A 19,197-nucleotide genomic window follows, 5' to 3' on the forward strand; every position below is an offset into this window, starting at 1 on the left:
AATATCGGACGATAAGGTGCTGGTACTCTTGGCTAGACCTTTGTAACATCTCTCTATTAGCCGTGAAGGTAATCTTAGCCAAAGGAAAGTCTGTTGAACTTCCAATTCGTTAATACTATTTCTGAATTAGACCAAATGATTGCTCAGCTTGAGCCCTCTGATGTGTTGTACGTTGATACCGAGTTTGTGCGCGAGCGAACCTTGTTTCCACACTTTGGCTTGTTACAAATTTCAGACGGGGTCCATGTTTACTTGGTCGACCCGCAATCTATCGAGGATTTTTCGTCCGTGTGGAAGTTGCTGGTGGAGAATGACCGCCTCATTGTGCTGCATGCCTTTGGTGAAGATTTAGAATTGCTATGGAACGAAGGTTGCCCGCAACTCACTCATGTATTGGATACCCAAATTGCTGCGGGTTTAGTTGGGTGGGGCACTGGCGCGGGCTTTGCAGCTTTGGTGGAAAAAGTGAGCGATGTTGCTTTGGATAAATCGCACAGCCGCACTAATTGGTTAAAACGCCCTCTAAGCCCTGAGCAACTCCGGTATGCCGCGGATGACGTAATTTACTTAGCGCCGTTGGCGCAGCGCTTAATCACCGAGCTTGAAGAAGCCGGGCTGACAGACATTTGTATGGACGAGTGCAAACGTCTGGCGAACCGAAGCACCAAAGATATTTCTAAACGCTATCTTGATGTTAAAAATAGTTGGCCATTGAATCCGCAGCAATTAGCTGTGCTACAAGTGCTGGCCACTTGGCGTTACAACCAAGCATTTGAGCGTGATATGGCTCTGAGCTTTGTGGTGAAAGACTTGGCTTTAGTTGAAATTGCTCGCCACCAACCGACCTCTATGGCGGAATTGAAACGTGTGCCTGAGCTCTCTCCCATGGAGCTTCGTATTCATGGCAAACGGTTGTTGAAACTCGTGGAAGAGGGACGAGCAGTGAAAAAAGAGCACTGGCCTGAACCGATACGCCGTGTGATTGATATACCCAGTTACAAAGTGATGCAAAAATCACTGTCAAAATTAGTGAAAAAAGTCGCCGAGAAGGCTGGTATTCCAGATACAATGCTGGCTTCGAAGCGTCAGCAAGGCGAGTATCTAATGTGGCGCTGGCGTCATCAACAAGGTTTAGCGGTGGATTACGAACCCGTCATGATGAGCGGCTGGCGCAAACAAATGCTAGAGCCTTCATTGATTGAGTGGCAACACGCAACCCCGTAAAATATGCTTGGCAGTGCTCTTTAGTGCTGCCTTTTTGTGCCCCACCTTTTTAAAACGAATCATCATGTTAACTGCTATTTATAAAAGTCCTAAAAAACAAGAAACCTATCTTTATCTCCCTAAGCGAGATGACTTTGAAAAAGTTCCCGAACCTTTGTTAGAAATGTTTGGTAAACCGCAATTCGTCACAATGCTGAACTTAAAGCCCGATACCAAACTAGCTTTAGCAGACGTAGATAAGGTACAAACAGAACTGACAGAATCAGGCTACTATTTACAGCTTCCGCCGCCACAGCCCAATTTGTTAAAAGAACATCGCGCAGATTTGGGATTAGAAGACTAAGGACACTATTTTGATCAAACTTCGTACATTGTTTGCCGGAATTATCTTATCGCTAGCATCGACTGCAACGCTGGCACAGCAAACAGCAGAAAAACCAAGTTTCGATGATTACATCGAGAGTGTGAAATCAGATGCGTTAGCTCAAGGGATTTCTGAGCAAACGTTGAAACTGGCTTTTGCTGACGTTGAATTCATTAAGCGTTCAGTGAATTTAGATCGAAACCAACCTGAAAAACGTCAGACGCTCGACACCTATCTACCGAAACGGGTGCCTCAATGGAAGATTGATAAAGCGCGTAAGCTTTACAAAAACAACTACGAACAATTGAACCAAATTGCTGAGCAGTATGGTGTGCAAGCACGTTTTATTGTGGCTTTGTGGGGGAACGAAACTAATTTTGGTACCTACACAGGTAACTTTGACATTGTTTCTGCACTTGCAACACTTGCGTACGATGGACGCCGAGAAGAGTTTTTCCGCAAAGAACTGATTGCATCCTTAACGATCTTAGATCAAGGCCATATTACGCCCGAAGACTTTAAAGGTTCATGGGCCGGGGCGATGGGACAAACTCAATTTATGCCAAGTTCATTCTTAGCCTATGCGGTTGACCAAGATGGCGATGGCCGCAAAGATATTTGGGGAACACAGGCTGATGTATTTGCCTCTATTGCCAATTACCTCAAGCAGTCCGGCTGGAATGATGATTTAACTTGGGGACGCCAGGTTAAAATTCCTGCAGATTTTGATGAATCATTAGCAACGCTTAAAATCAAAAAGTCGCTTGCGCAATGGCAAGAGCTGGGGGTTCGCAGATTCGATATGACCGACTTGCCGACTCGCGACATTCAAGCATCAATCGTATTGCCAGATGATGCGCAAGGGCGAGCTTATCTTGCATACGGTAATTACGATGTGTTGATGAAATGGAATCGTTCATATTACTTCGTAACCTCAGTGGGTTATTTATCAGACCGGATTGCTTATCCGTCTGTATTTACCAAGTGATGAGAACTTAGAGACTTAATGTGACTGATTCAACGCAGCAATTTTGGAAAGACAATTCGCTCGATGAAATGACCGATGCGCAATGGGAATCTTTGTGTGATGGTTGTGGAAAGTGCTGTTTGGGTAAGCTCATTGATGATGAGACAGAAGAGTTGCACTACACCAATGTTGTATGCGACCTGTTGGACAGTAAAAAATGCAGTTGCAGTGACTATGTTCATCGTTTTGAGCGAGTCCCTGACTGTGTCAAAGTGAGTCTTGAGAATCGAGAGTCATTTTCGTGGCTCCCTCCCACATGCGCTTACCGTAGACTGGATGAAGGACGAGATCTACCCGAGTGGCACCCATTGCTTACGGGCAATAAATCAGCCATGCACAAAGCAGGGCAGTCAGTCCGAGGGAAGGTCATCCACGAGTCGCTCGCAGGTGACTTAGAAGATCACATTGCACTTTGGCCTTTGATTGATTGTGAGTAGCAAATACAACCGATGACTGGACGATTTGATGTTTGAGGCGATGTCACCGAGCCGCTGCGCAAGGCACTTATGACTTGTCATTCAACAAGTCATAAGTTGTCGCCTGTTAAGGCGCAGTTTCACACGCTGCGTGTGTATGCGATTCGGCTTGCTAATACGGTTAGCCCCAGCGCACAGTAAACGCCAAAACAGACAATCAGCCATTGAGGCATGGTTAAGTTTAAAAATAGCCAAGTGATCTCGTCACACATGCCGGTCGGCAAGAATAAGCTAGGAAACCAGTCATCCAGTCGAGCCCAAGCTGGAAACTCCGCCTGGTAGCCACACGTCACAATGAATGGGTTTTTGGGAAACTGGTAGCCCACATGTTCAATTGAGAGCAACAAGCCCTGAATTGCACTCACTGCCCACATGCTATATCCGACCACACGTAGGGCGAGAACCTTTGGGTTTATGGCCCCAATAAGTCCTGCAAATATCAACCCCATCATTGCTACACGTTCGTAGATGCACATAACGCAGGGCGCTAGATCCATCACATGCTGAAAGAATAATGCTGTGCTCTCCAACACGAGTGCAGAGAGGGCCAACAGCAACCAAGAACCGCGATGCAACGCGAAATCAGACAGAGACTGAAACATGAAAAGCCATTTAGGGTCGATTAATGGATGGATTGTAGCGATTATCGGCAGGCGGGAACAGTCGGCTTTTTGATTTGAATTAGATTGTTACATAATTTCCGAAGAAGCCAGCTGAAACAGCTGGCTTAAGGGGGAGTTATTTGCGTTTAACAACGACAACCCAGTCTTGATTTGGGGTGGAAGGCGGTAAGCCCAAATTAAACGTATTATTCAACTTGGCTTTATGGACCCATTTAGCCTGAATGGTGGTCTTCGAGCCTTGTTGCATTTCACCGCCTTCTCGTGGGTTAAACCAATTGATTTCAAAGTCACCGGAAAAGTTTTTAAAATTCAGTGTTGGCTGATGCGATGCGTCTTTTAGGTACACAATGTAGAACTCCCCGGGAACCGCTAATACATAGTCGGCTGCAGAACTTAGGAGCTCGTCGTGTGATTTTGCGCGCTGAAAGGGCACGTCCAGCGCATCAAAAAAGGCGATAGAATGACGCGCTTGATCCCAAAACAAATCTCGAGAACGATAATCTTGTGCGGTTAAGTCTGAATGCTCGTTGGCATAGCCAAAATACCACTCTGTTCCCCAGCCGCCAGCCATCAGTGCTCCCCAAAGTCCATTTTGTCGAGCATTGTTGTGAGCAGGATTCATTCGGTCGGGAACTAATGAATGCTGCGCATCTCCGGGTTCATCTACCGCTATCGCCCAAGGTCGACCATTGATCACCGGCCAATCACGGAGCCTTTTTACTGCAGTATGAACGCTACTAAAGTCAGCCTTATGAGTTTGCACTGACGCGCCTGTGTAGTGACTATCGGCCGAAAACAAGTCATCGTAATCTATGCCGTTGTGAATCACGAGATGATGATGGTAAGGGTCGTTTTCGTAAAAATAACGAGCCATAGCAATACGTTCATTGGTGTGTTGTGGCATAGTTGGATGGTTCTTGAACCATTCACCATTTTCTTCGCCAAGGTTCCAGTTCAGGGCGAGATGATGGCCAAATCGAGCCATGAGCTCTCGGTAATACAGTTTACGCTGTAAGCCTGTTCCACCTCCGTCAAGCAAGCCTTGGTTTTCTGCTTCTTGGGTTTTAAAGTGCAAAAATAAGCCTAATGATTGCGCGTGTTCAAATACGATTTCCCATTGAGCTAGTTTTGAAACGTCCATACGATCATAGGTGTTGTAGTCGACGTATGGAAACACGTTTTGGTCATCACCCATAATATTCATGGTCAGAAATGAGACGGCGTTTAAGCCTTTGCTATTGAGGTAATTCAACGCCCCAATAATGGCTTTACCTTTGCCGTTTTGCCAAGTTGGATCGCCTTTTTTCCAATCTGTTAGGTGTGGTTCCCAGGTCTTCACTAAATCATCTTTGTGCCCATCGTTGTGGAATGTTCCATCAAAATCTTGATAAGCCAAAAAGTTCTCGGGGGCATCAGGGCCGGCTTTAATAAAATACGTTTGGCTTTGGGCAAACTTTAGGTAGGGTTCGTTAACGTATTGTAGGCGTCCTGCAGCTCTAAAGTCTGGTAATTCCTTATTGCTTTCGCTGACAGTAAATTGTCCTTGTTGACCATCCATGAAGCCGCCAGATACGCCTGCATCGACTTTAGCAGATACTGCTACGAAGCGGTTTTTACGGAAACTTGCCTGCCATTTCCACAAACCGGTGTGGTTGGGGCTAAAGTGGGCTACCCATTTGTTGCCTGATTCAGCACCGGTATTGGCAGCATTGCCGTCAGCGGCAAAATAGCCGGGGATCACAAAGCGATCACCCGTGGCTGGATGCGTGAAGATAATATTCAGACGGTAGTGAATAAACGGGTTGTAATCGGCACGTTCACTGGTTTCTGGACCATCAAATATCAGTGATATCTTGTGCCACAGCTGAAGTTCTCCAGTTTGTTCCATTGAAGTTTCTGCGACTGACTGAACACTGAATGCGCTCAACGCTATGAGCACAAAAGCGTATAACCAATGGTATGGCTTGCTGCGAAGTGTCATGCCGTTCTTCCTTGTTATTAATAAAACGTCCATTTGAATGTAGTGTGTATGGTTTAAAACTCACAATGGATTGATTCGCTAAAAATAAGATATAAATGATTGCCATATGATGTTCTATGCGCCAACTCAATTTTCATGACTTGCGCTTGGCGCATTGCGCTCTAAAATAGCGCCACCATCATCGACTCAAAAGCCAACCATTGAATTTAGATCACGCCCAAATACCCGATTTTCTCGTGCTAGCCCCGATGGAAGGTGTGATGGATCACCTGATGCGAGAGATGCTGACCGACATTGGCGGGTACGACTTGTGTGTCACCGAGTTTGTGCGTGTGGTTGATCGCTGCATGCCAGCCCGAGTGTTCTATCGTTTTTGTCCCGAGTTGCACCAGAACGGACGCACCAAGGCCGGCACTCCGGTCCGAGTGCAATTATTGGGGCAGGAGCCGAGTGTGATGGCAGACAATGCCGCCGTTGCGGTTGAATTGGGATCTGCTGGTATCGATTTAAATTTCGGTTGCCCCGCAAAGCAGGTGAATAAAAGTTCTGGCGGTGCAGCGTTGCTAAAGCAACCAAATGACATTTTCAAAGTGGTTGATGCGGTGCGAAAATCGGTTCCCCGCGAGCAACCGGTGAGCGCTAAAATTCGGCTTGGTTGGGACGATACATCGTTGCTTGAAGAAACGGTTGATGCTATCAACCAAGCTGGTGCGAGCATGCTTACGGTCCATGCTCGGACTAAAACTCAAGGTTATCGGCCGCCTGCACACTGGCATGAAATTTCACGTGTATCTGAAATGGCTGCGATGCCTGTGGTGGCTAATGGCGATATTGTTGATGCGATCAGTGCACAGCAATGTATGAATGCAAGTTCGACTCGACGCCTTATGATCGGTAGGGGAGCATTGATGTTACCGAATGCTGCGCAAGTTGTTCGTGGACTTGAACATGAAATGCCTTGGCATGAAGTACTTGCGCTATTACTGAGGTATTCTGAATTCGAAATAGAAGGTGATAAGGGTAAATACTACCCGAATCGACTGAAGCAGTGGCTTGCCTATCTTAAAAAGCAATATCCAGAGGCGGACCAGTTATTCAGGCAGATTCGAGCGTTTAATAAAAGTGCGCCAATTGTGGCGTTTTTGGAGCAATTCAACAAAGTTAACCCATGAATGGATTCAGAACCATCCGCTAGCGAACCTTGGAAATCCACCAATTGTTGATGCTTGCCGCCGGAATGACACTGGCCCAAGCTAGAATAGTAGGAGCAATGTGCCAATAACTATCTGACTGGAGGCTTAAGCTGCGAGTGGTTAGGGCATCAATAGTAATGAGGAATGCTACAATCACTAAGCTTCCCCAAAACACAAATTCCGATGTAAATACAACCAAAGGTATGGTCACTACAAGTGCCAATAAAAACCAAGGGAGTACATAATTTACTAGCTCTACGACTAGGTTTCCAAGATCAAAGCCTAAGGTGTCAAAAACCCAGCCAGGCAAATTGTAACCAATGGTATGGTCGGTGACAAAACCACCCAGCAAACTTAAAGCTGTGGCTGTGATAATGGTAAGTGTAAGGCTTGCAGCAGCATTCATAATAATTCAAATATTCACTTCAGTATGGAAAAAACACTCAGAGCGGTTTTTCGAAACATATACTATTTGGATCGTTTACGTAAGATCCAAACGGATCGATCTCTTGATATGCCTCACTAAGGTACAAACCGATCGCTTCAGGTTGACGTCTACCTGTTTCGAGCTTCATCCATTCAAAGCCTTGCTTGCGAGCAATGTCTTCTAAATGAGCAAGCAATAGGCGCGACATCCCTCGGCCTCGATAGTCTGGGCACACGTACATTCGTTTTACTTCCACGCTGCGTTTACACAGAGGGTAAAAAGCAGCGCAACCGCGCGCGACGTCATCAACATAAACGATAACGAATACACCACCGACCGCGATAAAATCTTGAATGTCGATGTCTTTAATGAGTTCATCGGGATAACGCTCATTCACTTCCGTTCTAAATTGCATGAGTAATTTAGATGCTGTGCTTGATGCAGGATCCGAAACTTCAAACCGAAGTGAGGTCATACTGTAATTATTCCATTTAACTTGCAGCTTTAACGCGGATAAGAGTAACGGGTTTTTAATTTGGCTCAAGCTGAACTTTGCGATCTACAGCGGTATTTTAACTTTTATATCGCTTCACCAGAACAAAATTCGAACATTTACTCTTAAAATACCTGTAAATTATTCTTTAGGGATCTGACGCTTTTTGCCACTTGAGTCAATGGCCACGTAAGTGAAGCAAGCTTCAGTCACCAAAAAGTGATGTTCTTCATCTTCTCGCAAAACAGGTTCCACCCATACTTCTAAGCCTAGCGTAATTGAAGTGTTTCCAATTTTCTCGATGTGGCCATAACAGCACACAACATCGCCGACCTTAACCGATTTAATGAACTTCATGCTGTCTACAGCAATGGTAACAGTGCGGCTTTTGGCAATCTCTTTGGCAAGGATTCCACCTGCAATATCCATCTGCGACATGATCCAGCCGCCAAAAATATCTCCATTGGCGTTGGTGTCGGCCGGCATTGCCAGCGTGCGGAGAATGAGTTTCCCTTCCGGTTTGTCTATGTTTGGCGCCATCCTGTTACCTCTACTGTGTGAACCAAAACCTCGATTGTGAACTATATCACTATTTCGAAAGCGAGCATCACCTTTTGGACTATCTCAAAGAGATCGCTACACTAGCCGTCAAAGTTCGGTTGGAGTCTCATGATGATGAACACAAAGGGCATCACTTGCCCATTAGATGGCACATTGCTCATTGCGGAGCAAGGACGACTCGTATGTCCAAATGGCCATAGTTTTGATCTTGCTCGCCAAGGGTATTGTCACCTGCTGCCAGTTCAAGAAAAACGTTCAGCCGACCCCGGTGATAGCAAAGCCATGGTCAACGCTCGTAGTGATTTTTTAGATGCGGGTTTATACCAACCCATCGCTGAATTGATGATAGAACAACTGGTCCACAATATCGCAGCGCTAGATCAAGTTGTAATTGCAGATGCAGGGTGTGGAGAGGGGTATTATCTCAATGCACTTAGCCAACATTTATCGAAAATGGAGCAATCTGCTCGCTTAATTGGATTCGATATTTCTAAATGGGCGGTTGCAAGAGCTTGCCGTCGCAACCGGGATATCACGTGGCTGGTGGCAAGCAATCGAAACCCTCCCATTGCGCCCGACTATATTGACACTATGCTGTGTATGTTTGGGTTTCCGCAATATCCAGCATTTGCCAAGTGTATTAAACCCGGTGGTTATTTGCTGATGCTTGATGGTGGCCCTGCGCATCTGATTGAGTTGCGAGAGCATATTTATGAGCAGGTTAATGACACCAAGCCTTTTAATGCTGAGCCTGCATTGAGTGCTGGTTTTGAGCGGGTGTCAGAGACTCGGCTCACTGTGCCTAAAGTAGAAATACCCCAGCATTTATTGGCCTCCTTACTATTGATGACGCCACACTTCTTTCGCGCATCAGAAGCGGCTAAAGAAGCGCTACTGGCTCTGCCGAGGATTTCGGTGACGATTGATGTAGAGTGCCGCGTATATCAGCTCAAAGCGCCAGATTAGAGTTGAGTAAAAGAGCTGCGCGGAGCCGCTCTTTTGAACCCTAAAGGTTACTTTTTACGTCCCATGGTAATGGTTGAGTATTCGCCACGACGATAAATTTTAATGGTCAGCTCTTCGCCCGACTTCAGGTTATTGCTCATTTCACGTGCATGGCGGAGCGATTCAATGGAGTCCATTTCAACACCACCAAACTCCAAAATAATATCACCGCCTAACAGAAGTGTTTTCTTGCCAATACGAACAGGGAAATCGCCACCGCGAAGCCCCACCGTATCAGCGAGAGAGTTGGGAATCACTTGTTGGATTAAAGCGCCATAGTTCACAGGGCTATTCACAGCGTTAGCTAATTTGTCGTCCATCATCAAAGGAATGATTCCTGCCCAAGGCAGGGGCCCTTCTTGTACAATTTTACGCACAGAGTTACTCGAAAGTGCAAAGCCTAAACCATCGCTGCCGCCGCTGCGTGACATGATGTGGCTGACAACACCAATCAATTCGCCTTTCATATTGAACATTGGGCCGCCTGAGTTGCCGGTATTAATGGCTGCATCGGTCTGTAAAAACTCAGGATCAGAAGAACTCACTTCAGCAGGTACGGTTCGTTTACCGGAAAGATGCCCAACAGTCAGTGTCTTACTAATACCGTAAGGTGCGCCAATGACGAAAATTCGGTCACCAATTCGGGTGTCATCAGAATTGCCAAGTACTGCAGGATTAATAGATTCTGGTACCCAGTCGGCTTTAATCATGGCTACGTCTGATTCAACATCGATCCAGACTACTCGGCCCTTACTTTTCATTTTGTCGCTAAACACAATGTCAATGTTTGCTGCGCGCTCCACCACATGCCCAGCCGTTAAAATAGAGCCATGTGTGTCAATAAGCGTGCCTGACCCCAATGTTTTAACAAGCTTGCCATTTTTAGGTCGTTCGCCGGGCTCAGGAAGCGCATCTACATACAGTTCCACCACGGGAATACTTGTGCTTTCAAATAGGTCAGGCAATGGATTATGGTCTGATAGGACAGATGTTGAAAACGTTGTTAAAACGATAAGTATGAATGAATATATACGCAAAAGTTACGGCCTATTTATGAGCTTGTTAAACGAAGGTTGACGATAACAGTAAACATAGAGCAAACCAACTCAAGGGCAGAGATTGCAGGCCAAATTTGCGTGTAATTGTTGATGTGCTTATTGCGCTTCTGCCATCATCGTGCGGTATTCAGCCATGTCGATGGTCCGAGTTGACTGGTGAAGCATCCATGGCTCCTTTAGCTTTGGCAGCAAAGAGGTTTGAACAATGAAGCAATTGCATTTTATCCGTCATGCAAAATCTAGCTGGCGACATGATACTGATGATTTGTTGCGGCCGCTCAACACCCGCGGTTATCGCGATATAAAGTGCGTAAGTCAAAAGGCAATTTTGCGCGATAGTGAACCCGATGTGATTTGGGTGTCTCCTGCGGTTCGGGCATACAGCACTGCCCAAGGGCTGATGACTGAGCTCGATATCAATCCTGCGTTAATGCAGATAGTGCCTGACTTGTATTACGGTACGAGTTACCGAATTGCGAATTTACTAGCACATAGTACGGATACCAATATCTGGATTGTGGGGCACAATCCCAGCTTGTTTGAACTCATACACAGCCTATGCAACGGGGTGATTGATCATTTTCCTACACTTGCCGTTGCGCACGTAGAGTGGACATTGAATGGCGCAAAATGGGTGGGTTTTGAAACACCTAAAGAATATGAATAGAACTTTTTTTCATTGACTGAAGCCCTTACACTGTGGCCACAAATAATGGTGTGAGTGGAATGATGAAAATTGCGTTAATTAGCACTGGCGAAGAAATTCTGACAGGAGATATCGTCGATACTAATTCTGCATGGCTAGCAGAATTGCTCAGCGATGCCGGCTTCAAATTAAGTTGGCATGTGACTGTTGGCGATGCAATGGAAGAATTAGTTGACGCATTTGAACTGGCTTCTCAGCGTTCAGATGTGTGCATTGTTAACGGCGGTTTAGGTCCTACCACTGACGATCTAAGCGCTGAAGCAGCGGCGCAGTGGAAGCACGAAGGTTTAAAGGAATTATCGGTTTGGATTGCTAAACTCGAAGATTTTTACGCAAGTCGTAATCGCGTGATGCCTGAAAGTAACCGTAAGCAAGCGCATATTCCTGAATCTGGAGAAATGGTCGATAACCCAGTAGGCACGGCTTGCGGCTTTAAAGTCTCACATAACCAATGTGATTTATATTTTACTCCGGGTGTTCCGTTTGAATTTAAGACGATGGTCAAAGATCAGATTCTACCGGCATTAGTGGCTGAACAGCATGAATCGATGCCGCAGCTCAAACGATGGCTCACCTTTGGTTTAAGTGAATCATTACTTGCCGATTGGCTCGATCCTATTGAACTGCCTCAAGGTGCTGTGCTTGGCTATCGCAGCTCTATGCCCACGATTGAGATCAAACTCAGAGTTCCTGCGAGCTGTGCTGATTCTGACGTCAAAGCGCTTGAAAAGGCTATTTCTAATCGATTGGACCCCTTCGTGTTCTCAACGGGCAAGCAGCGGATGGCGCAGAGAGTTCAGGCGTTAATGTTAGAGCGCGGGGTTACCTTATCAACGGCTGAAAGTTGCACTGGCGGTATGGTTGCTGATTGGCTGATATCAGAAGCGGGTTCATCGGCATACTTCCAACGCGGTTATGTGACCTATAGCAATCAGGCTAAACAGGATGATTTAGGGGTACCGAAGGAAATCATTACAGAGCATGGTGCCGTGTCTATTCCAGTTGTGGAGGCGATGGCCGAGGGCGCTAGAGATAAGGCTCAAACGGACTTTGCTCTGGCGACTTCTGGCATTGCAGGCCCGCAAGGAGGCAGTGATGACAAACCTGTTGGTACTGTAGCCTTTGCCTTGGCAACTCCTGATGGCGTGTTTTCTCAAATGTTAGTGCTGCCAAACCGCGGCAGAACATTGGTGCGCAAAGTTAGCACTGCGGTTGCACTGGATATGTTGCGGCGCTATCTCACCAATCAACCGATATTCACTCAGTATTCAGGTTCAAAAATTCTTTATCAGGGCCAATAGCTGTTCACATTTAAATTACATGTCAGCCCCATTCGTTCAAAGAATAGGGGCTTTTTTTGTAAAATGTCCTGCCTTTATTTTTTTCTCAAACGTCATAATCGTCAGAAACTGTCCAAATTGAAATGAACTGTTAGTGACGTAGCTCACATAAATTGTGGGATTGTCAAATTGTATATATTTCAATCGCTTTAGCTTGAAGAGCAGGCTTTTAAAGGCCTTGAGCGCATCGAGACAGCATATCTTTTAAAGAGTTCGGTCTACTTCGTATTCAACCAAAAATTCGTTCAGCTTGGGTTCAGATAACAAAGCGCAAAATGCATTTCATCGAACGAGGCAAACATCTGAATTTATGTTCTTGTGCTGCCAAGTTCTGTCGAGAAAACCAGCATGGCTAGATGTCGGTTTTTCAAGATAGCTGTGATTTATCAATGTGATAAATCACAGGTGAAAGGTTTTTGATAATACAGAAAAGGCTAACACATGAAGAAAACGCTTCTTGCACTTTCAGTTGCAGCAACCAGTTTCAGCGCAGTCGCTTTTGAGTTTCACGGCTATGGTCGATCGGGTTTATCGACCACAGGGAACGGTGAACAAAACTGTTACGGCAATGGTGGCGATGGTCACTTTGTTGGACGTTTGGGAGACGAGTGTGACACCTATGTTGAATTAGGTTTGGCAAAAGATGTCTACAATAAAGATGGTAAAACCTTCCGAATCGAGACCATGTGGTCGTCTGATATTGGTAATCAAGGAAATGACTATCAGGGCCACAATGCCAACAACGACCCTTGGGGCGGTGGCGACTGGGCGTTGCGCCAATTTAACGTACAAGCAACGGGTGTTTTAGAGTTTGCTCCTGAAGCAACGCTTTGGGCGGGTAAGCGTTACTACCAGCGTAAAGATGTTCATTTCTTAGATTTCTATTACCTGAATAACTCGGGTTATGGAGTAGGTGTAGAACACATCGATATGGGACCGGGTAAATTATCGGTTGCATGGACCAACAACGATACGATTTCGGAAGTGAGCCAGAAGAACCCGCACGACACAGAGGGTTCAATTCTTAAAGATCAAATCCAAAGTAACAAGATTGATGTTCGCTATGCAGGCATCCCATTGTGGGGTGATACCAAGCTTGAGCTTGTTGGTATTTATGGTTTTGCCGATTTAACGAATGAGCAAGAAGCACAGGGCTTTAGTGACGAAGACGGCTACTTTGTGACTGCTGAAGTGACCATGCCTTTCTTGGGCGGCTTCAACAAGTTTGTTGGGCAATATGCAAAAGACTCCATGGGCAATTCCGCATGGGTTAACCACAGTGGCCAAATGACATGGAATAACTACGGAGATGACGAGTTTGGTGCAGAATCGTCATTTCGTTTAATGTCTTGGGGTGTGGTGCCGTTAGCCAGCAATATCGAGTTAGGGTACTCAGCCATTTACCAAGAGGCGGATGTCAACGGTGATGTAGGCTATACCCAAAAAGATGAAGATGGGAATACCCGCGAAATTATTCACGACACGGCAAAACGCACCAGTATTGTGGCGCGCCCTTCGTACCATTGGAACGAAACAATGGCGACTACGATTGAGGTGGGATATGACAAAGTTCGTAACTTTGATGATGAAAGCTCGCGAGACCTCTATAAATTTGTAGTGGCGCAAGAGTTCAAAGCAGGTAGCTCAATGTTTTCTCGTCCAGCAATTCGCGTGTATGCCGGCTCGTTTTGGGGAGACCAAGCAAAAGAAATTGATGATGATGGCGAAATCCGTGTAGGTGCTCAAGTTGAAGCTTGGTGGTAAACACCGGCTAGGCACCCATGGGTGAGTTATTTTGACAATGAAAAAGCCAACTCAGGATGAGTTGGCTTTTTCTCTACGCACTGAGCAAGAGAAGCAAACTTACAATGCTGCGTTAAAACGTTCCAATCCAGACTCTAAATCTGCAATTAAATCATCCGCATCCTCAAGGCCAATATGCAATCGAATAAGCGGCCCTGCGGCACTCCATTGTGTAGCCGTTCTTAAACGCTGAATCCCATTGACGGCCAAAATAAGGCTTTCAAACCCTCCCCAAGAGTACCCCATGGAAAAGTGCTTCATTCCGTCAAGCATTGCGGTGGTAGCCGCTTCATGCCCTTTATTAAGAACAAAGGAAAACAAACCGTTGCAGCCGGTAAAGTCACGCTTCCAAATTTCATGGCCAGGGCACGTTTCGAAAGCTGGGTGGCGCACATGATCCACTTCAGGGCGAGTCTCAAGCCATTGAGCCACTTTCAGAGCATTCGCTTCGTGCTGCTTTAAACGAACATCAAGCGTACGTAAGCCGCGCATGGCTAAATAAATATCGTCGGGAGAGGTACATTGCCCCAGTAAATAACTGTTCTCACGCAACGTAGGCCAACATGCTTCGGTTGCCGTTGCAGTGCCGATCATGACATCAGAATGACCCACAATGTACTTAGTTGCGGCTTGAATACTAATGTCTACACCGTGTGCGAATGGGTCAAATAGAACCCCGGAGCCCCACGTGTTATCGAGCATGACAATGGCATTGTGCCGATGGGCAACTTCAGATATGGCCGGTACGTCTTGAATCTCCATGGTGTTAGAGCCGGGCGATTCGGTAAACACTACGCGTGTGTTGGGGCGCATAAGTGATTCGATATCAGCACCAATCAGTGGATCGTAATAGGTGGTTTCAATGCCGAGTCCAGCAAGCATGTTGTTGCAGAAATCGCGCGTTGGTTCATAGGCTGTATCAACCATGAGTAAGTGGTCGCCAGTTTTTAAAAACGACAACAAAGCACTGGTAATTGCTGCGGTGCCACAAGGGTATAATGCGCAACCCGATCCGCCTTCGACCTGTGTCATCGCTTCTTGAAATGCAAACGATGTATCTGTGCCTCGGCGACCATAAAATAGCGTTTGTTGGGCGCGCTTCCGAGTGGCTTTCTTCATCTCGTCTACGGATTCAAACACCACGGTTGAGGCACGCATAACCGATGGATTTACGACGCCTTTTGTCCACTTTTTGCTGCGGCCAGCTGAAACGACTTTGGTGCTTGTTTTACTCATCAATCATGCCTTTTGTGTTAGATCTACGAATGCTGTTTGGTTGTAACATATTCGAGTTGTGATTCAACTCTATTGTTTCAACAAGTAATGGAATAGTGATTGTTTTTGCTCAGGCGATAACCGCTCCATGCGACGAATATTGCGCTCAGGAATTTTGTCGGGATCGGTGTAATTTTCAATTGCGTCGGAAAGGCTTTGCTCTCTGAGCAAATGAAAAATAGGCACGGGGCTTCGATTTGTCAGGTTTTCTGCATCATCTGGATGCGTGTCTGCAAATTGATAATCAGGATGAAAGCTTGCCACCTGAAGGACGCCCTCATAGCCCGATTGGGCAATTAACATATCGGCCAAATCTAAAAACTGATTGTATTGCTCAAAATCCGACAACATGTGAGGCACAGCCAATATTGTGGTTTCCAATTGCGCTGCGGGGGTTTCGATCAAGCGCGCCATTTGTTGCTGCAGGTCAATCATCAATGCTTCATCAGAACGTGCTTGGCTCACCACTATTTCAATTTGACCATTGCGTTGCGGGCGTGCCGCAAAAGGGCACAAGTTCAGACCGATCACAACATCATCAAGCCATTGTTGAATGATAATCTTTAAATTGTTTGTCAAAGCGAGTTTCGCAACCTCAGCAAATGGGGGCAGCAATCAATCATGCTGAATTTTGGGCAGTGTATCAATTGCATTTAATGTATGACTATTTTTTCTGTCGGATGGCTAAAACTGAGCCTGATTGGATAACAGTTGAGTGTTTTAAATGCAAGGAAATTCAACAGTTTGTCCTTCTCGGGGCGCTCATGTAAGTAAGGCGGTGACATCGCTATTCGAGCGAGGCATAATATTGAACAAATTTGTAATCACTTCAAGCGATTAACTTTGCGTACCACAGACTTGGTCGGTGGCGTTCGCCACTCCGCACCCTATGTAAATGCTCACCGTGGCAAAATTTTTGTTGTAATGGTGGGGGGAGAAGCCGTACAGCATCCTAACTTCAGAAACATTCTGAATGATATTGCGTTGCTCAACACCTTGGGCATCAAGCTCGTACTGGTGTTTGGCGCTCGCCCTCAAATTAATGCTCAGTTGGAAAAAGACAATGCTGACTGCTCATATTATCGTGGTGTGCGATTGACCGACGTTGATATGCTAGAGCGGGTAAAGCAAGTGACCGGCGCAATGCAGCTTGATATTACTGCCCGGCTATCGATGAGCCTGAGCAATACACCTATGCAAGGTTCTGAAATCAATGTAGTAACGGGAAATTTTGTGATTGCCCAACCGATAGGGGTGATTGATGGTATTGATCATTGCCATAGTGGACGCGTTCGTCGTATTGATGTGGAGTGTATCGAAAATTTGCTCAATACCAACAACATCGTGTTGCATGGTCCGATTGCAGCTTCAGTGACAGGTGAAAGCTTCAACCTTACAGCTGAAGAAATCGCTACCCAGATTGCCATTCGTTTGCAGGCCGAGAAGATCATTGGATTTTCTGAACTCGCCGGTGTACTGGATGAATCCGAGCAGGTGATGGCTGAGTTATTGCCATCGGATGCAGAAGCGATTATTGCGGATTCTAACCATCAAGTTCATCAATGTGCCGCTGCGAGTAACTTTATTAGCGCTGCAATTAAGGCGTGTCGCAGCGGGGTGAATCGAAGCCACTTGGTAAGCTATCAAGATGACGGAGCATTGCTGCAAGAGCTATTTTCTCGTGATGGTATTGGCACCCAATTTGTAAACGAAAGTGCCGAGCAAATGAGTCAAGCCGATATTAGCCACATCGGTGGGATTCTGGATCTTATTCGCCCGCTAGAGCAACAAGGCGTATTGGTGCGCCGCTCGCGCGAACAACTGGAAACAGAGCTTGAGCATTTCCTAGTGGTCGAACGAGATGGTTTAGTGATTGGTTGTGTGGCGGTTTATCCATTTGCCGATCAAAACTGTGCGGAGTTTGCTTGTTTAGCCATTCATCCAAATTATCGAGCAGCACAACGAGGCGATATGCTGCTTAAAGCGGCCGTTCAGCGAGCCCGAAAAATGGGCTTCGAAAGCTTATTTGCCCTCACTACAACAAGTATTCACTGGTTCCTTGAACAAGGTTTTGTGATGGCTGAACTTGAAGACTTACCGCCTAGCAAGCAGCAACTATATAACCTTCAGCGACGGTCTAAAATTTTGCAGATGTCTTTGTAATGATTGAGGGCTTTGTGTCAGTTGTGATACAACCGCAGAGACCTCATTAAATCACGACAAAGAAATTACAAAATTATGAGACTACTACCGATATCAGCGGCCATGTTCGGAGCGATAGCTCTGAGCGCTTGCGGACCGCAAGACAGTCAAAAGGGTGCACAAAGCGCTCATCAAAAAATAAATACAAATCCATATCCCAGTACTTATAAAGTGCTGCCACGACAAACCACCTTGATTACAAATGCCACGGTATTGACCGGCACTGGAGAGCGCTTGAATCAAACAGATGTGTTGATTCAAGACGGCATTATTGCCCAGGTAGGCACTGACTTAACAGCGCCTGAAAATGTGCAAGTAATTGATGCAAAGGGGAAGTGGGTAACTCCCGGAATTATCGACGTGCATAGTCACTTGGGAGCATACCCATCTCCTCGCGTTGAATCGCACCAAGACGGCAATGAAATGACAAACCCTGTGACCGCTGAAGTTTGGGTGGAACACAGTGTTTGGCCACAAGACCCAGGCTTCAACAAAGCTCGGGCTGGTGGTGTTACTACGCTTCAAATCTTACCCGGATCGGCCAACTTGATTGGTGGCCGAGGCGTGACGCTTAAAAACGTGCCTTCGGTGACGATGCAAGGTATGAAATTCCCACTAGCCCCTTATGGATTGAAAATGGCTTGTGGCGAAAATCCCAAGCGAGTATATGGTTCTCGAACCGAAGCACCGCAAACACGTATGGGCAATATGGCCGGTTATCGAGAAGCATGGATTGAAGCGCAACAATATCGAGATGCGTGGCAGAGCTATGACGCAGATTATGAAGCCGGTTTGAACCCGAAAGCGCCCGAACGAAACCTTCAATTGGACACGCTCAAGGGCGTGCTCGACGGCGATATACTCATTCACAATCATTGCTACAAAGCTGAAGAAATGGCCATGATGATCGACTTATCTAACGAGTTTGGTTATCACGCAGGAACATTCCATCACGGCGTAGAAGCCTACAAGATTGCCGATATGCTGGCTCAAAACGGCAGTTGTGCAGCGCTATGGGCTGATTGGTGGGGATTCAAAATGGAAGCCTACGATATGGTGCTGGAAAATGTCGCCATGGTTGATGCCGTTGAAAAATCTTGCGCGATTGTGCATTCGGATTCAGAAAATGACATCCAGCGCCTAAATCAAGAAGCAGGCAAGGTACTTTATCAAGCGCAGCGATCTGGCTTCGACTTGAAAGAAGAAGATGCCATTGTATGGCTCACATTAAATGCGGCCAAATCCTTGGGTATTGAGGATAAAACTGGGACTTTAGAGTCACAGAAAAATGCCGATTTGGTGATTTGGAATCAGAATCCGTTCAGTGTGTATGCCAAGGCCGAACAGGTATTTATTGATGGCGCCAAAGTGTTTGACCGAAATGATTCTGCATACCAAGCCACCAGTGACTTTCTTTTAGGTCAGCAATAGGAGAATCC

19 protein-coding genes are annotated in these 19,197 nt (G+C 46.1%); 11 read left to right on the top strand and 8 right to left on the bottom strand.

Going from position 1 to position 19,197, the window contains the following annotated elements; all coding sequences use genetic code 11:
* Positions 1–93: 93 nt before the first annotated feature.
* The 4 genes from rnd (at position 94) to NAF29_RS07105 (ending at position 3,052) form a co-directional block, all read left to right on the top strand.
* On the top strand, positions 94–1,224 hold the full coding sequence (gene rnd / locus NAF29_RS07090) for a ribonuclease D (RefSeq protein WP_251260798.1): 1,131 nt from the start codon (positions 94–96) through the stop codon (positions 1,222–1,224).
* A 64-nt stretch (positions 1,225–1,288) separates the two neighbouring features.
* The gene (locus NAF29_RS07095) at positions 1,289–1,567 is read left to right on the top strand and encodes a YcgL domain-containing protein (protein ID WP_251260800.1); all 279 of its coding nucleotides are present in this window, start codon (positions 1,289–1,291) and stop codon (positions 1,565–1,567) included.
* Positions 1,568–1,574: 7 nt separating this feature from the next.
* Positions 1,575–2,576, top strand: coding sequence for a lytic murein transglycosylase (locus NAF29_RS07100; protein WP_432763232.1), 1,002 nt, complete (start codon positions 1,575–1,577; stop codon positions 2,574–2,576).
* Positions 2,577–2,596: 20 nt separating this feature from the next.
* Positions 2,597–3,052 carry a YcgN family cysteine cluster protein gene (locus NAF29_RS07105; RefSeq protein ID WP_349665556.1) on the top strand — a complete coding sequence of 152 codons (456 nt, stop codon included), beginning with the start codon at positions 2,597–2,599 and terminating at the stop codon, positions 3,050–3,052.
* A 119-nt stretch (positions 3,053–3,171) separates the two neighbouring features.
* On the opposite strand, the gene dsbB is transcribed toward NAF29_RS07105, so the two are convergent.
* The gene (dsbB, locus tag NAF29_RS07110) at positions 3,172–3,693 is read right to left on the bottom strand and encodes a disulfide bond formation protein DsbB (protein ID WP_251260803.1); all 522 of its coding nucleotides are present in this window, start codon (positions 3,691–3,693) and stop codon (positions 3,172–3,174) included.
* A gap of 136 nt (positions 3,694–3,829) precedes the next feature.
* Positions 3,830–5,695, bottom strand: coding sequence for a DUF5060 domain-containing protein (locus tag NAF29_RS07115; protein WP_251260805.1), 1,866 nt, complete (start codon positions 5,693–5,695; stop codon positions 3,830–3,832).
* Positions 5,696–5,943: 248 nt separating this feature from the next.
* Between NAF29_RS07115 and NAF29_RS07120 the strand changes: the two genes are divergently transcribed.
* Positions 5,944–6,867, top strand: coding sequence for a tRNA-dihydrouridine synthase (locus NAF29_RS07120; RefSeq protein ID WP_285817667.1), 924 nt, complete (start codon positions 5,944–5,946; stop codon positions 6,865–6,867).
* 19 nt (positions 6,868–6,886) lie between these two features.
* Here the strand turns inward: NAF29_RS07120 and NAF29_RS07125 are convergent, their stop codons facing one another.
* The 3 genes from NAF29_RS07125 to yciA form a co-directional block, all read right to left on the bottom strand.
* On the bottom strand, positions 6,887–7,294 hold the full coding sequence (locus NAF29_RS07125; RefSeq protein WP_251260807.1) for a hypothetical protein: 408 nt from the start codon (positions 7,292–7,294) through the stop codon (positions 6,887–6,889).
* Between the two features lie 37 nt (positions 7,295–7,331).
* Positions 7,332–7,790 (bottom strand): GNAT family N-acetyltransferase, encoded by a 459-nt coding sequence (locus NAF29_RS07130; protein ID WP_251260809.1) that lies wholly within the window; start codon positions 7,788–7,790, stop codon positions 7,332–7,334.
* Positions 7,791–7,949: 159 nt separating this feature from the next.
* Entirely contained in the window at positions 7,950–8,348 is a 399-nt protein-coding gene (gene yciA / locus NAF29_RS07135) for an acyl-CoA thioester hydrolase YciA (protein WP_251260811.1), read from the bottom strand.
* 129 nt (positions 8,349–8,477) lie between these two features.
* Between yciA and NAF29_RS07140 the strand changes: the two genes are divergently transcribed.
* A complete protein-coding gene (locus NAF29_RS07140) occupies positions 8,478–9,335 on the top strand; it encodes a putative RNA methyltransferase (protein ID WP_251260812.1) in 858 nt (285 codons plus the stop codon).
* A gap of 47 nt (positions 9,336–9,382) precedes the next feature.
* Here the strand turns inward: NAF29_RS07140 and NAF29_RS07145 are convergent, their stop codons facing one another.
* Entirely contained in the window at positions 9,383–10,339 is a 957-nt protein-coding gene (locus tag NAF29_RS07145; RefSeq protein ID WP_251260813.1) for a S1C family serine protease, read from the bottom strand.
* A gap of 298 nt (positions 10,340–10,637) precedes the next feature.
* Between NAF29_RS07145 and NAF29_RS07150 the strand changes: the two genes are divergently transcribed.
* The 3 genes from NAF29_RS07150 (at position 10,638) to NAF29_RS07160 (ending at position 14,242) form a co-directional block, all read left to right on the top strand.
* Complete coding sequence (locus NAF29_RS07150; RefSeq protein WP_251260814.1) at positions 10,638–11,099, top strand: SixA phosphatase family protein; 462 nt, start codon at positions 10,638–10,640, stop codon at positions 11,097–11,099.
* A gap of 62 nt (positions 11,100–11,161) precedes the next feature.
* Positions 11,162–12,439, top strand: coding sequence for a CinA family nicotinamide mononucleotide deamidase-related protein (locus NAF29_RS07155; protein ID WP_285817668.1), 1,278 nt, complete (start codon positions 11,162–11,164; stop codon positions 12,437–12,439).
* A 480-nt stretch (positions 12,440–12,919) separates the two neighbouring features.
* A complete protein-coding gene (locus NAF29_RS07160) occupies positions 12,920–14,242 on the top strand; it encodes a carbohydrate porin (protein ID WP_251260818.1) in 1,323 nt (440 codons plus the stop codon).
* 99 nt (positions 14,243–14,341) lie between these two features.
* Here NAF29_RS07160 and NAF29_RS07165 read toward each other — a convergent pair whose 3' ends face one another.
* Both NAF29_RS07165 and NAF29_RS07170 read right to left on the bottom strand, forming a co-directional pair.
* Positions 14,342–15,517 (bottom strand): cystathionine beta-lyase, encoded by a 1,176-nt coding sequence (locus NAF29_RS07165; protein ID WP_251260819.1) that lies wholly within the window; start codon positions 15,515–15,517, stop codon positions 14,342–14,344.
* 69 nt (positions 15,518–15,586) lie between these two features.
* Entirely contained in the window at positions 15,587–16,135 is a 549-nt protein-coding gene (locus tag NAF29_RS07170; protein ID WP_251260820.1) for a DUF1415 domain-containing protein, read from the bottom strand.
* A gap of 264 nt (positions 16,136–16,399) precedes the next feature.
* Here NAF29_RS07170 and argA point away from each other — a divergent pair, with 264 nt between their 5' ends.
* Together argA and NAF29_RS07180 are read left to right on the top strand one after the other, a co-directional pair.
* Entirely contained in the window at positions 16,400–17,719 is a 1,320-nt protein-coding gene (argA, locus tag NAF29_RS07175; RefSeq protein WP_251260821.1) for an amino-acid N-acetyltransferase, read from the top strand.
* Between the two features lie 75 nt (positions 17,720–17,794).
* A complete protein-coding gene (locus NAF29_RS07180) occupies positions 17,795–19,189 on the top strand; it encodes an amidohydrolase (RefSeq protein WP_251260822.1) in 1,395 nt (464 codons plus the stop codon).
* Positions 19,190–19,197 lie beyond the last annotated feature (8 nt).

This window comes from Echinimonas agarilytica, from assembly GCF_023703465.1.
In the GTDB taxonomy this organism is placed as follows: Bacteria; Pseudomonadota; Gammaproteobacteria; order Enterobacterales; family Neiellaceae; genus Echinimonas; species Echinimonas agarilytica.

Bases quoted from the DNA above. Each gene is read 5' to 3' on its own strand.
- NAF29_RS07095 (WP_251260800.1), top strand. From the start codon at position 1,289: ATGTTAACTGCTATTTATAAAAGTCCTAAAAAACAAGAAACCTATCTT.
- dsbB (WP_251260803.1), bottom strand. From the start codon at position 3,693: ATGTTTCAGTCTCTGTCTGATTTCGCGTTGCATCGCGGTTCTTGGTTG.
- NAF29_RS07115 (WP_251260805.1), bottom strand. From the start codon at position 5,695: ATGACACTTCGCAGCAAGCCATACCATTGGTTATACGCTTTTGTGCTC.
- NAF29_RS07120 (WP_285817667.1), top strand. From the start codon at position 5,944: ATGGAAGGTGTGATGGATCACCTGATGCGAGAGATGCTGACCGACATT.
- NAF29_RS07125 (WP_251260807.1), bottom strand. From the start codon at position 7,294: ATGAATGCTGCTGCAAGCCTTACACTTACCATTATCACAGCCACAGCT.
- NAF29_RS07130 (WP_251260809.1), bottom strand. From the start codon at position 7,790: ATGACCTCACTTCGGTTTGAAGTTTCGGATCCTGCATCAAGCACAGCA.
- yciA (WP_251260811.1), bottom strand. From the start codon at position 8,348: ATGGCGCCAAACATAGACAAACCGGAAGGGAAACTCATTCTCCGCACG.
- NAF29_RS07140 (WP_251260812.1), top strand. From the start codon at position 8,478: ATGATGATGAACACAAAGGGCATCACTTGCCCATTAGATGGCACATTG.
- NAF29_RS07150 (WP_251260814.1), top strand. From the start codon at position 10,638: ATGAAGCAATTGCATTTTATCCGTCATGCAAAATCTAGCTGGCGACAT.
- NAF29_RS07155 (WP_285817668.1), top strand. From the start codon at position 11,162: ATGAAAATTGCGTTAATTAGCACTGGCGAAGAAATTCTGACAGGAGAT.
- NAF29_RS07160 (WP_251260818.1), top strand. From the start codon at position 12,920: ATGAAGAAAACGCTTCTTGCACTTTCAGTTGCAGCAACCAGTTTCAGC.
- NAF29_RS07165 (WP_251260819.1), bottom strand. From the start codon at position 15,517: ATGAGTAAAACAAGCACCAAAGTCGTTTCAGCTGGCCGCAGCAAAAAG.
- NAF29_RS07180 (WP_251260822.1), top strand. From the start codon at position 17,795: ATGAGACTACTACCGATATCAGCGGCCATGTTCGGAGCGATAGCTCTG.